This window comes from Furfurilactobacillus sp. W61-4, from assembly GCF_057545565.1.
In genome coordinates, this window is record NZ_BAAJNZ010000001.1 from 215,136 (window position 1) to 229,170 (window position 14,035).

The window sequence follows — 14,035 nt, forward strand, 5'->3', positions numbered from 1 at the left end:
ATGTGTTGGCGAATGTGCGAGCAGCTTAGCTTCAACGGACATTGTCTCAAGGTTGAGATGGTGTCTTTTTACGTGCAAGCCGAACGTAATCGACCGAGCCGGTTGCTGAAATTAGGCAGGCTAGAAAGCCCTGAAAAATGCTGTCGGGAATCCGAATTTATGTTTGACTTTGTTTGACCAAGTTGTTATATTAGTAATTGTTCTTAGCACTCAAATGGCACAAGTGCTAAAAGAGGTGATTAAGACGTTAACTGATCGACAAAAATTAATTTTACAAGCTATTGTCCGTGAGTATACCGAAACCGGGTCGGCTGTCGGATCGAAAGGCCTAAGTGCTCATTTACCGATCCACGTTAGTTCGGCCACCATTCGTAATGAAATGGCCGCGCTAGAAGAAGCCGGGTATGTTCAAAAAGAACATACCTCTTCTGGCCGGGTCCCATCATTATTAGGTTATCGTTACTATGTTGATCATTTAGTCAGTGACGACGCGGTTGAACGTGCCGATATTCAGCTAATTCAAAGTGAGTTGGGCGGTTCATTTAATAAGATCGACGAGATTATTGAAGAGTCGGCCAATCTGTTATCAGAGTTAACTTCCTATACGGCGTTTACTCTGAAACCGGAACAAGCGGATGTTCGTCTGAGTGGATTTCGCTTAGTGCCTTTGGGAAATCGACAGGTCATGGCGATTATGGTTCTTGACAACGGGGATGTTGCTAACCAGACATTTACAATTCCTCGTAATATTGCCAGTGATCAACTGGAAGCCGTTGTTCGGTTAATCAACGATCAGCTTGTTGGTTTACAATTACCGGAGATTATGGAGAAATTGCGGGTGCAAATTCCGGCGCAGGTCGGGCAGTATCTGCAAACGCCAAGCGGTTTTTTGGAGATTTTAGGGCACGTCCTCGATCAAGCCGCCACGGAGCGATTCTTTGTTGGGGGACGGTTGAATCTGTTGAACTTCTCGGCAGATCAAGACCCACAAGTATTGAAATCGATGTATCAACTTTTTGATACCTCAACTGACATTGCTAGTGTTCTAAGTCCACCAGACAATCAGGTGCAGGTCAAAATTGGTGACGAGATTACCAATGACCTGTTGAAGGATTATAGTTTGGTGACGGGAACGTATGATGTGGGTCCCCATGGTCGTGGCATGATTGCGGTTTTGGGTCCGACACGGATGCCATATTCACGAATGATCGGTTTAATTGGCGCTTTCCGCCAAGAGCTTGCTGCCAAACTCCTTGATTATTATCGGGAGCTTGATCGGTGAGCAAGATTCATAAATTGAAGACTAAAATTTTTGAGTGAATTGGAGGTGGCACATTTGTCTGAAACATCACAGCAAACGGATGCCCAGGAAAATGAAGCTGTTGCTGAAAGTGAAGCAACTGCGGCAAAAGCCAAGGATCCGCGTGCGAAAGACATTAAGAAGCCAATTGAGGCTGAATCTGTGAGCGATGAAAAGAAATCGCAACAGGTCGTTGAATCCTTGCAAACCCAGTTAGAAGAAAAGAATGATCAACTTTTGCGGGCGCAGGCTGAGATTGCTAATATTCAGCAGCGACAGCAAAAAGAAACAGCCGCCTTATTGAAATACGACGGGCAGCAGTTAGCTCATGATGTTGTGCCAGAATTGGACAACTTGGAGCGAGCATTGGCGACAGAGGTTGACGACGAGGCCGCTAAAAAGTTGCAACATGGGGTGCAGATGGTTTACGATCATTTGCAGGCTGCGCTGAAACAAAATAACGTGACTGAGATCGAAGCCATAAACCAGCCATTTGATCCGACCAAACATCAGGCGGTGCAAACTACGCCGGCCGAAGATGGCCAAACGCCTGAAACTGTCGTTAAAGTGCTTCAGAAGGGCTATATGCTAAAAGATCGTGTCTTACGCCCAGCAATGGTCGTTGTGGCACAATAAGATTAATATATAAGGAAGTTTAAAAACATGGCAAAAATTATCGGGATTGACTTAGGGACCACTAACTCAGCTGTTGCAGTGCTAGAAGGTAGTCAGCCAAAGATTATTACGAACCCTGAAGGTAACCGGACGACACCATCCGTTGTTTCATTTAAAAATGGTGAAACTCAAGTTGGTGAAGTCGCTAAACGTCAAGCAATCACGAACCCGAATACTGTTCGTTCGATCAAGCGACACATGGGTGAGGCGGACTATACCGTCGATATCGAAGGTAAGAAGTACACCCCTCAAGAGATTTCAGCAATGATCTTGCAATATATCAAAGGCTTTGCTGAAGATTATTTGGGCGAAAAAGTTGAACAAGCAGTCATCACAGTACCTGCTTACTTTAACGATGCTCAACGTCAAGCAACCAAAGACGCTGGTAAAATTGCTGGCTTAACGGTTGAACGAATCATCAACGAACCAACCGCGTCAGCATTAGCCTATGGTTTGGACAAGAAGGATAAAGACGAAAAAATCCTAGTTTATGACCTAGGTGGTGGTACGTTTGATGTTTCCATTTTGGAGCTAGGTGATGGGGTCTTTGACGTCTTATCTACCAATGGGGACACTCACCTTGGCGGAGATGATTTTGATCAAAAGATTATTGACTGGCTAGTTGATAATTTCAAGAAGGAAAATGGCATTGATTTGTCTAGTGACACCATGGCGATGCAACGACTGAAGGATGCCGCTGAAAAGGCCAAAAAAGACTTGTCCGGCGTTAATGAGGCACAAATCAGCCTGCCATTTATTTCCAGCGGTGATAATGGTCCTTTACACTTGGAAGAAACCTTATCACGGGCCCAATTTAACCAAATGACGGCCGACTTAATCGAACGGACGAAGACGCCGGTTCAAAATGCTTTACGTGATGCTGACCTGTCAATGAATGATATTGACGAGGTGATCTTAAATGGTGGTTCCACTCGGATTCCCGCAGTTCAAGAAGCGGTTAAGGAACTTGCCGGTAAAGAACCAAACCACTCGATCAATCCAGATGAAGCGGTGGCTTTGGGTGCTGCGATCCAAGGTGGGGTTATCACTGGTGATGTAAAAGATGTCGTCTTACTTGATGTCACACCTTTGTCATTAGGGATCGAAACAATGGGTGGCGTCTTTACGAAGCTAATTGATCGTAACACGACGATTCCAACTTCTAAGAGTCAAACCTTCTCGACAGCTGCAGACAATCAACCAGCCGTTGACATTCACGTGTTACAAGGTGAACGCCCAATGGCAGCAGATAACAAGACGCTTGGCAACTTCCAGTTAACTGACATTCCAGCTGCGCCCCGTGGCGTTCCACAGATTCAAGTGACATTTGATATCGATAAGAACGGGATTGTGAACGTTTCGGCCAAAGATCTTGGTACGAACAAGGAACAAAAGATCACGATCAAGAGTAATACTGGTTTATCCGATGAAGAAATTGATCGGATGAAGAAGGAAGCTGAAGAAAATGCGGATGCTGATAAGGCACGCAAAGATGAAGCGGACTTAAAGAACGAAGTGGATCAGCTCTTGTTCCAAGTTGACAAGACTTTAGACGAACTGAAGGGCAAAGTTTCTGATGAAGAGGTTAAGCAAGCAACTGATGCGCGTGATGCGTTAAAGAAAGCTCAAGCTGACAACAACGTCGAAGAGATGAAAGCCAAGAAGGACGACTTAAATAAGATTGTCCAAGACTTAACGGTGAAGTTGTATCAACAAAATGCAGGTTCAGCTGACGGAGCCGCTGGTTCCGCCGCAAGCGGTGATAATAGTGGTGCTGGCTCGGCTGATGGTGATACTGTTGATGGCGACTTCAAAGAAGTTGACCCTGACGACAAGAAGTAAACTCGACTACAAGAGAGTCAAAGACGCTGCGGCCTCTTTGACTCTTTGTGCACTTAAGAAAATGGTGTGGTACACTTACGCACATGACACGATGAAACAAATAGGTATGGGGGTTCGTTTATGTCTCAAGGAAGAGACCCGTACGATGTGCTCGGCGTAGGTCGGGATGCATCTCAGGATGAGATCAAGAAGGCTTACCGAAAATTATCAAAAAAGTACCATCCGGATTTGAATAAGGCACCAGATGCGGAGGCCAAATTCAAAGAAGTTGCTGATGCCTATGAAAAAATTGGTGACGAACAAAAGCGTCAACAATATGATCAGTACGGTGACGCAGGACAGCAGTTTGGTGGCGGTCAAGGCTTTGACGGCTTTGGCGGTGGACAAGGTTTTGGCTTTGACGATATTTTTAGTCAAATGTTTGGCGGCGGCAGCGCGCGGCGTAATCCGACGGCTCCGCAACCAGGTCAAGATTTACAGTACTCCATGCAGTTGAAGTTCGAAGAAGCCATCTTTGGCAAAGAAACGACGATTAAGTATGACCGGGAGGCAACTTGTCAGACTTGTGGTGGTAGTGGTGCCAAGCCAGGAACGTCACCGGTTACCTGTCACAACTGTGGCGGAACGGGTTACGTTGAGACAGTCCGCAATACGCCGTTAGGACAGATGCGCTCGCAACAGGTTTGTGAGGTTTGTGGTGGAACGGGCAAGGAAATTAAAGAAAAATGCCCTACCTGTCATGGTGACGGTCACGTTACGGAAAATCACGAGATTGAAGTAAAGGTTCCGGCCGGTGTTGATGATGGTCAGCAAATGCGGTTACAAGGTCAAGGTGAAGCTGGGCGAAATGGTGGTCCTTACGGTGATTTGTTTATCGTCTTTACCGTCCAACCGAGCCAAGATTTCAAACGTGATGGCACGGATATCTATTTCGATCAGCCATTGTCATTTACACAAGCGGCCTTGGGTGATGAAATTGAGGTCAAAACCGTTCACGGTAATGTTAAGTTAAAGATTCCTGCTGGCACCCAAACTGGCACGACCTTTAGATTGCGGGGCAAAGGTGTTCCACGCCTACGTGGTAATGGTAACGGTGATGAACGCGTCACGGTGAACGTTCAAACACCAAAGGGATTGAACAAAGCTCAGCGAGATGCTTTAAAGGCCTTTGCAAAAGCTAGTGGTGAAGAAATGCCTAATGGTCATGGTGGCCTGTTTGGCCGACATTAAAGTTACTCGAATCAACGGTGACTTCACCTGAAACAAACAATCAACAACCCTTTTCTTGACTAACTCAGGAAGAGGGTTGTCTTGTCTCTAGTGCCGAGTTGATCTGGAGATTATGTTTGCCGGGGTCGGTGAGTGCTGTTATAATTAATGTTTAGAGTTTCACGTATTGAAGTGACATGATTAAAAATATCACCGATGACGAAACCGGAGATTTGCTTCGTGAGTCATTTAAATTTGTCGCATAACCTTACGTTGGCGACCCAATAATCAAGGAGGTTTTGCCATGACACCTGCCGAAATGCAAGAACGGCAACGGCATATTCGAAATTTTTCTATCGTCGCGCATATTGATCATGGTAAGTCGACATTGGCTGACCGGATCCTTGAATTAACAGATACGATCTCCAAACGCGATATGCAAAACCAGGTTTTAGATGATATGCCGCTCGAACGTGAACGCGGGATTACCATCAAATTAAATGCAGTCGAATTGCACTATCATGCTAAAGATGGTGAAACTTACATTTTTCATCTTATCGACACGCCTGGCCATGTCGATTTCTCCTATGAAGTTTCCCGTTCATTAGCAGCCTGTGAGGGAGCCTTGCTGGTGGTCGATGCGGCGCAGGGAGTCGAGGCGCAAACCTTAGCCAACACCTATCTCGCCATTGATAATAATCTGGAAATTTTACCAGTTATCAATAAAATTGATTTACCATCAGCACAACCGGAAGTGGTTCGCCAAGAAATTGAAACAGACATTGGCATTGATGCGTCTAATGCGGTGTTAGCCAGTGCTAAAAGTGGAATTGGTATTGAAGCTATTCTGGAACAAATTGTGACCCAGATTCCGGCACCGGTTGGGGATGTTAACGCACCGTTAAAAGCCCTCATTTTTGATTCGATTTACGATGACTATCGGGGGGTTGTGTTAAGCTTACGCATCATGGAAGGCACGGTTAAGCCTGGCGATCACATTCGCTTAATGAATTCAGGCACAACGTATGAAGTGACAGAAGTTGGCGTAAACTCGCCCAAACCAATCAAACGTGACGTTTTGATGGCTGGCGATGTGGGGTATATTACCGCGGCCATCAAGGATATCGCCGACACGCGTGTCGGCGACACAGTCACTAATGCCGATCATCCGACGGCTGAGGCATTGCCTGGTTATCGTAAGATGAACCCGATGGTATTTGCCGGTTTATATCCGACAGACAATGCCAAATATAATGACCTTCGTGAAGCTTTGGAGAAGTTGCAGCTCAACGACGCCGCATTGGTGTTCGAACCTGAAAAGTCACAAGCATTAGGATCAGGTTTTCGTTGTGGATTCTTAGGTATGCTCCATATGGATGTCGTGCAAGAACGACTGGAGCGTGAATTTAATCTAGATTTAATTACGACCGCACCGTCGGTTACCTATCATGTTGATTTGACTGATGGGACACAAGTGATCGTGGAGAATCCTTCGGAGATGCCAGAGCCAGCCAGCATCAAAACGATTAATGAGCCCTATGTTAAAGCAACAATCATGGTGCCTAATGATTATGTCGGCGCTGTCATGGAACTCTGTCAACGTAAGCGTGGCGAGTTTGATACAATGGTTTATCTTGATGATAATCGGGTGAACGTGATATACTACATCCCATTATCTGAAATAATCTTTGATTTCTTTGATCGCTTAAAGAGTAGTACCCGAGGATATGCATCACTGGACTACGAGTTGGCTGGCTATCGCGCCGGCGATCTGGTGAAAATTGATATCTTACTTAATGGTGATCGGGTTGACGCGTTGAGCTTTATTGTGGCGCGGGAATTCGCAGCGACCCGTGGTCGACTAATTGTTGGTCGACTTAAAAACATTATCCCACGACAAAACTTTGAAATTCCGGTCCAAGCTGCCATCGGTGCTAAAGTTGTTGCTCGCTCTGACATTAAGGCCTATCGTAAAGACGTGACGGCACACCTCTATGGTGGTGACCGAACTCGGCGGATGAAGTTGCTAGAGAAACAAAAGGCCGGCAAGAAGCGGATGAAGTCAGTTGGGGTAGTTGATGTCCCACAGGAGGCTTTCATGGCGGTCTTGCAGACCGATGAAGAAGAAAGTCATAAAGCAAAATAGGGCGGTGTAAACCGTCTAAATAATGGGAGGTGAGTGTGTGCTAGCAAGGACCAAAGCGTTTTTAAAGGCTAACCAATTTCGATATGAGAAGACGTACATTCGGCCGTTGATGGTGCCACAACATGTATACGTCCTCCGTTTTGGCAAGAAGAAACTAAACAATCGATTGATCACGAAATACAGTCACAGCTGGACTGGTCGGCTGAAAATCGATGAATTTGATTTACGCCTGCATGGTCAACATAACCCGCGAATTTTCACGAGTGAAGATGATCTGCTGGTTTATCTTGCAGAACACATTTTGACGGATGATGGACGTGAACGCTATGAACAAGTTCGTCGGGAAGCAGCTCGCCGGCATGAAAATGTGCAAGAATAGGACAATTTGATTAGATCAATCTCACGTACTGGGGATTGGTCTTTTTTTTGACTGACATTAAGCTGGTTCTGAGCACTGACAAGCTAGCATACGGATAAAGGGGGACCAACAAAAGTTCTTCTCATCAATAAGCAGTTTGAAATGGCATTTCTGTGCAACTTTTGTCACAATGGGGATAAACCTAATAACAAGTGGTCATGCTATCGGGAAATGCGATTAAGTGAGGACAAAAACATGAAAATCATCGAATCCTTTGCAACATCAACGATTAACGACGCTAAAGCAATGGTGGATGCCACCAAAGCAGTGGGAAAAATTGGGGTTGACGATGTCTTAGTCCAAGTTAAGGCGGTTTCGGTAAATCCGGTTGACACAAAATTGCGGCAAGGCCTAACGGATGAAACAGCTCCTAAGATCTTGGGCTTTGACGCAACCGGAATTGTCTTGCAGGCGGGTGCGAATGTAACGAATGTCGCCGTGAACGATCGGGTTTATTATGCGGGAACGACTGGTCGAGATGGGGCTAATGCAGAACAACAGGTTGTTGATGCTCGCTTAGTTGCACCAGCCCCGACAACTTTAACGGATGCGCAAGCTGCTGCGCTGCCGTTGACCTCATTGACTGCCGCAGAGGTGCTGTTTGAAAAAATTGGTTTCGTCGCCCAAGCCAATGCAAATCAAGGCCAGAAATTATTAATCATTAATGGCGCAGGCGGTGTTGGATCAATGGCGATTCAATTAGCAACATGGGCTGGTGTGGAGGTGACAGCAACAGCCTCGCGACCAGAGACGATCGACTGGGTGAAGCAATTAGGGGCTACTCGAGTCTTTAACCATCGTGAGCCTTTGGAACCCCAGGCTCAAGCTGCCGGGATTAAATTTTTTGATGCAATTTTGATTTTGTTTAATACAGATGCGTATTTTGAACCGGCCGCTCAATTGATCAAACCATTTGGTCATATTGCTTCGATTGTCGAAAATCAGCAACCGTTAGCTATGGGATTAATTAAAAATAAAGCGGCCAGCTTTGACTGGGAGTATATGTTTGCCAAAGGTGACTATCGCGTTGATTTGGCCAGCCAGGGTCAGTGGTTAACAAGGGTTGCTAATCTAATGGATCAGCACGTGTTAAAAACCACATTGACCAAAACGATCACGACTGGCATTAACGCGCAAAATCTACGAGCCGCTCACCAATTAGTTGAAGCCAATCGGATGGTTGGGAAAATCGTTGTGACCGGGCCCTTCAATGGGGAACCAACTCTAAATGCAGATGAAGGGAATTGATGTCATGAAGTGGACAGGAATCACTGTCAGTACGACAAATGAAGCTGTGGAAGCAGTGAGTAATATTTTAATGGAGGCAGGCGCCAGTGGAACCAGTATTGATAACGCTGCAGATTTCATGGCTTTGCAGCCGGAGTTTCCAGGTGAATTGTTAGATAAACAACAGATTTCTCACGTAGCAAAGGGCGCCTTGGTCACCGCCTATTATCCGGAAACCATCGAGATTGAAGCGTTATTACCAAAGATAAAACAACAGGTCGGTCAGTTGGCTAATTTTGGCCTAAATGCCAATCCAGGAACGGTAACCCTCAAACCGGTGGCCGAAGCGGATTGGGCTACCGCTTGGAAACGATACTACCATCCCGTGCGTGTGACCCGTTATTTAACGGTCGTACCTAGTTGGGAGAAGTATCGCCCTCAACAAGCGGATGAAAAATTGATTACCCTTGATCCAGGTATGGCCTTTGGAACCGGTACTCATCCGACAACGGCCTTGATGTTAACTGCCTTAGAAATGACGTTACGTGGCGGGGAAACCGTTCTTGACGTGGGAACCGGATCAGGAGTGTTGTCGATTGGGGCCAAATTGCTGGGGGCTAACCGGGTCTTGGCCTACGACGTGGATCAAGTGGCGGTTGACGCGGCGATCAGTAATTTGGCCCTCAACCCGGTGGCGCGTGATGTCGAGGTTTCAGTCAATAACTTACTGGCCGGAGTGACGCAAACTGCCGATGTCATTGTCGCCAACATTTTGGCAGAAATTATCGTTCCTTTGATTCCACAGGCGTGGCCTCGCTTAGCTGTTGGCGGACATTTTCTGGTGAGCGGCATTATTGAAGATAAACATGCACTCATTGAAAAACAGTTGCAAGATGCGGGCTTTAAAATCGAACAGATCTTGCGACAAGGTGAATGGTACGGCATAATTGCGCGTAAACCGGCGGAGGATGAATGATGCAACGTTATTTTGTGTCAGGTGACTTTAGTCAAGATGAAAAGTTTGCTTTGGATGACGCTACCTATCACCATTTTGTCCAGGTTATGCGGGCCCAGGTTGGACAAGAAGCTGAATTTGTCACTCCCACGCAACAATTAGTTTTGGCTCAGCTTAGTTCATTAGATCTCGATCATCATCGAGCCATCATGACGATCGAACGTCAATTAGAACAAACAGTTGAATTACCGATCCATGTTCGTTTGGTTTGTGGATTACCGAAGGGCGACAAAGCTGACTTCATTACTCAGAAAGCGACGGAACTAGGCGCAAGCGAGATTGTGTTCGTCAAAACCACTTGGTCAATTGCCGATTGGCGCAATAAGGTGGCTAAAAAACGCCAGCGACTACAAACAATTGCGCTGAACGCTGCCCAACAAGCGCATCGCTTAATGGTGCCAGAAGTCCGGTATCTCGACCAGTTATCACAGATTGATGAATTGCCAACGGATATTGGCCTGGTGGCTTGGGAAGAATCGGCGAAGGCCGGCGAACAGACACGTTTAGCCCAAGTGCTGACGACCATGGCGGCAGGGCAAACTTTAACGGTTGTTTTTGGACCAGAGGGTGGGTTAACACAAGATGAAGTCACCGCGTTACAGGCGGTTAACTATCGTCCGGTTGGCCTAGGCCCACGAATCTTGCGAACTGAAACGGCGCCATTGTACTTATTAAGCGTCGCTTCGTTTGTTACCGAAATGATGGGACGTTAAAATATTACGCTAAAAAATGATAAAATACCGTCATTGTGCGTGACGCTGCCGGTAAAAGTAGGTATAATAAGCGACATAATTAGAATTTGATGAAAGGCGGCGACAGTATGACCCGTTTTAAGCAAAGTAGTGGTTGGGAATACTGGGGACTAGGGCTTATTTTTGGGGCGCTTCTGCCCTATCTCGCTAATTTAACTTCGCTGTCCGTTTTTCACAAGGTACTGTGGGTATTGTTAGGCTTAAACGGACTTTACGCGCTAGCGAGTGGTTGGCAAATTGGTCGAAAAAAGCGACGAGTCTCGTTGCTGCTGGTTTTCCCATTTATCTTTGCCGTTGCGACGTTTTTGTTTCAGCTTAATGCACACGAATATGCTTACTATTTGGCGATTGGATATCTGTGCTTGAGCTACTTTGCGTATGGCCAACAAGGTGGGATGACGGTCACTGATTCTGATAAGAAAAAACGTGACGGCCGGGCGTTAGAAGATTTAATGGCTAACCACTGAGCGTGGGCTCGTTGTGTGGCACGGTAAAATAAACGTTGTTTGATGCAGCAGATCCTGATTTTTCTTTTTGGAGAAATCAAGATCTGCTATTTTGACTGGTTTTGTTGCGAAAACCTGGTTTGAGTCGCATCTGCAGATGGCTTGAGAATGATGACTGGCTGCTCGGGGTTCGGAATAAGACTTTAGCATTGTGTAATTTATAGTTTCGGTTAAAATAAGAGGTTAAATAACTAAATTTGGGGTGAGACGATGTCAAAAGAACATATTTGGACAGCTGACGAGGTGTTGACACAAGTCGGGACTTACATGAATGAAGCCCATGTTGCACAAGTTCGTGCCGCTTATGACTATGCACAACAAGTTCATTCTGAGCAAAAACGTCAGTCCGGCGAACCATACATTATGCATCCCATTCAGGTCGCCGCGATTCTCGCCGAATTGAAAATGGATCCTGAGACGATTGAGGCCGGCTTTTTGCATGATGTGGTTGAGGATACCGTTGCGACGTTAGATGACTTACGCGACCGGTTTGGCGATGATGTGGCTGAAATCGTGGATGGGGTCACGAAAATCGGGAAAATTAAGTACCGTTCAAACAAAGAACAACTGGCCGAAAATCATCGGAAATTATTGTTGGCTATGTCTCACGATATTCGAGTTATCATTGTTAAATTAGCTGATCGCTTACACAATATGCGCACGTTGCAGCATTTACGTCCGGACAAACAACGGCGGATTGCCAATGAAACATTGGAAATTTATGCACCATTAGCCGACCGGTTAGGGATTAGTACCATTAAGTGGGAGCTAGAAGATCTCAGTTTACGCTACCTAAACCCCGAACAGTATTATCGGATTGTCCACCTCATGGATTCCAAACGGAACCAGCGAATCGAAATTATTAATGAGGCAATTGGCGAAATTAAGGACGCCATTTTAGATTTGCATATTCATACGCAAATTTATGGGCGACCGAAGCATATCTATTCTGTTTATCGCAAGATGGTCGACAAGCATAAACAATTTGACCAAATTTATGATCTATTAGCCATTCGGGTGATCGTTCAGTCTATTCGCGACTGTTACGCGGTGCTGGGTGCAATTCACACGCATTGGACCCCAATGCCTGGTCGGTTTAAAGACTATATTGCGATGCCCAAGGCTAACATGTATCAATCCTTGCACACGACGGTTATCGGACCCGAGGGCAAACCATTAGAGGTGCAGATTCGGACGGAAGAAATGCACCGAGTCGCTGAATATGGGGTTGCTGCACACTGGGCCTATAAGGAAGGTCAGACTGATGAGGTTCAGGAGTCGACGAATGGTGATCGGTTAAATTGGTTTAAGCAGATCATTGAGTTGCAGAATAATGCCACTAACGCTGATGACTTTATGGAAGGCGTCAAAGGGGATTTATTCACAGATTCTGTATACGCATTTACGCCTAAGGGCGATGTTTTAGAGCTCCCTAAAGGGGCCGGTCCTTTAGATATGGCTTATATTATCCATACTCAAGTCGGTAATCATACGACTGGGGCCAAAGTGAATGGCAAAATTGTCCCATTGGACTCTGAAATCAAAACTGGTGACATCGTTGATATCTTAACCTCACAAAACTCTAGTGGTCCTAGTCGCGACTGGGTCAATTTGGTTCATACGCGACGGGCGCGAAATAAAATTAAACAATATTTCCGCAAAATGGACCGCGGTGAAAATATTCAAGCTGGACGAGATATGTTGGTCCACCAGCTACATGATTTGAATTTTGATCCTAAAGCAATCATGACTGACGAAAATCTGGCCAAAGTCGCTGAACGGATGAACTATCGGTCAGCGGATGATTTGTTGTCAGCCATTGGTTTTGGTGACTCGACGCCACGAGGAGTTGCTAATCGGTTGACTTCAGATTTACGTGCTCAGCGCGAGGCGGATCGGCAAGCAGAAACGGAGCGCGAAATTCTTGCTGAAAATGGTGAGAAGAGTGATGAAACTAGCGAGGTTAGTGCTAAAGAAGAGGCGAAACGTTCCGCTTCAGATGGGGTGATTATCGAAGGCGTGGACAACTTGCTCGTGCGGTTGAGCCATTGTTGTTCACCGGTCCCAGGTGATCCCATTGTCGGTTACATCACCAAAGGGCGTGGGGTGTCGGTACATCGGACTGATTGTCCAAATGTTCGTGGCGCAGAGGCGAATGGTGAGCGCATTGTCAGCGTTGAATGGGAGAATCCGGCGTCCAACCGCACCAACTATAATGCCGACATTGAGATTCGTGGCTACAATCGAAATGGTATGTTAAATGACGTGCTGCGAATGATCAACAACACAACCAAATTCTTGTCCTCAGTGACCGGTAAAGTTGATCACAATAAAATGGTGGTGATTTCAGCAACCGTGGGTGTGCGTAATTTGGATGTTTTAAATCACATTATGGATAATATTAAGAATGTTCCGGATGTATATGAAGTTTTACGAGCTACCCACTAACACATCGGGGAGGAATTTTATGCGAGTTGTTTTACAGCGCGTGACCGCGGCCTCAGTAACGATTGATCAACAAGTTGTCGGGCAGATAGAACAGGGCTTGCTCTTACTAGTTGGTATTGGTCCGCAAGACAGTTCAGCACAAGTTGACTACTTGGCAAAAAAGATTCTGAATACCCGCATTTTTAGTGACGAGGCTGGCAAAATGAATCTGAGCGTCCAAGATGTTCACGGACAAATCTTGTCAGTTTCACAATTCACCCTTTACGCGGATACGGCCAAGGGTAATCGCCCTGGATTTTCAAACGCTGCCGGGCCAGAGCTGGCTAAACCACTGTGGGAGACGTTTAATCAACGTTTAGCACAAGCCGTTCCCGTTCAAACGGGAGAGTTTGGTGCGGATATGCAGGTCTCGTTAGTTAATGACGGACCGGTGACCATTATCTTCGAGCGTTAGTCCAATGGTTAAGCCATGACGACCAGTCAAAAAGGGCCATAAG

12 protein-coding genes are annotated in these 14,035 nt (G+C 46.0%); all 12 read left to right on the forward strand.

From position 1 onward, the window contains the following. Positions 1–214 precede the first annotated feature (214 nt). The 12 genes from hrcA to dtd all read left to right on the forward strand — a co-directional run bounded on the left by hrcA (position 215) and on the right by dtd (position 13,992). The gene (gene hrcA / locus AC27FN_RS01095; RefSeq protein ID WP_487166188.1) at positions 215–1,282 is read left to right on the forward strand and encodes a heat-inducible transcriptional repressor HrcA; all 1,068 of its coding nucleotides are present in this window, start codon (positions 215–217) and stop codon (positions 1,280–1,282) included. Positions 1,283–1,327: 45 nt separating this feature from the next. Then, positions 1,328–1,936, forward strand: a complete 609-nt coding sequence (gene grpE / locus AC27FN_RS01100) for a nucleotide exchange factor GrpE (protein WP_487166578.1) — start codon at positions 1,328–1,330, stop codon at positions 1,934–1,936. 27 nt (positions 1,937–1,963) lie between these two features. After that, on the forward strand, positions 1,964–3,817 hold the full coding sequence (gene dnaK, locus AC27FN_RS01105) for a molecular chaperone DnaK (protein ID WP_487166189.1): 1,854 nt from the start codon (positions 1,964–1,966) through the stop codon (positions 3,815–3,817). Positions 3,818–3,937: 120 nt separating this feature from the next. Beyond that, positions 3,938–5,047 (forward strand): molecular chaperone DnaJ, encoded by a 1,110-nt coding sequence (gene dnaJ, locus AC27FN_RS01110; RefSeq protein WP_487166190.1) that lies wholly within the window; start codon positions 3,938–3,940, stop codon positions 5,045–5,047. A gap of 283 nt (positions 5,048–5,330) precedes the next feature. Beyond that, complete coding sequence (gene lepA, locus AC27FN_RS01115; protein WP_487166191.1) at positions 5,331–7,172, forward strand: translation elongation factor 4; 1,842 nt, start codon at positions 5,331–5,333, stop codon at positions 7,170–7,172. Between the two features lie 22 nt (positions 7,173–7,194). Continuing rightward, on the forward strand, positions 7,195–7,551 hold the full coding sequence (locus tag AC27FN_RS01120) for a hypothetical protein (protein ID WP_487166192.1): 357 nt from the start codon (positions 7,195–7,197) through the stop codon (positions 7,549–7,551). 234 nt (positions 7,552–7,785) lie between these two features. Then, a complete protein-coding gene (locus AC27FN_RS01125) occupies positions 7,786–8,838 on the forward strand; it encodes a zinc-binding alcohol dehydrogenase family protein (protein ID WP_487166193.1) in 1,053 nt (350 codons plus the stop codon). Between the two features lie 4 nt (positions 8,839–8,842). After that, on the forward strand, positions 8,843–9,793 hold the full coding sequence (gene prmA / locus AC27FN_RS01130) for a 50S ribosomal protein L11 methyltransferase (protein WP_487166579.1): 951 nt from the start codon (positions 8,843–8,845) through the stop codon (positions 9,791–9,793). Continuing rightward, the gene (locus AC27FN_RS01135; RefSeq protein ID WP_487166194.1) at positions 9,790–10,545 is read left to right on the forward strand and encodes an RsmE family RNA methyltransferase; all 756 of its coding nucleotides are present in this window, start codon (positions 9,790–9,792) and stop codon (positions 10,543–10,545) included. The genes prmA and AC27FN_RS01135 overlap by 4 nt, the downstream gene beginning before the upstream one ends. A gap of 107 nt (positions 10,546–10,652) precedes the next feature. Continuing rightward, positions 10,653–11,051, forward strand: a complete 399-nt coding sequence (locus AC27FN_RS01140) for a hypothetical protein (protein WP_487166195.1) — start codon at positions 10,653–10,655, stop codon at positions 11,049–11,051. Between the two features lie 249 nt (positions 11,052–11,300). Further along, a complete protein-coding gene (locus tag AC27FN_RS01145; RefSeq protein ID WP_487166196.1) occupies positions 11,301–13,538 on the forward strand; it encodes a RelA/SpoT family protein in 2,238 nt (745 codons plus the stop codon). 19 nt (positions 13,539–13,557) lie between these two features. After that, on the forward strand, positions 13,558–13,992 hold the full coding sequence (dtd, locus tag AC27FN_RS01150; protein ID WP_487166197.1) for a D-aminoacyl-tRNA deacylase: 435 nt from the start codon (positions 13,558–13,560) through the stop codon (positions 13,990–13,992). Positions 13,993–14,035 lie beyond the last annotated feature (43 nt).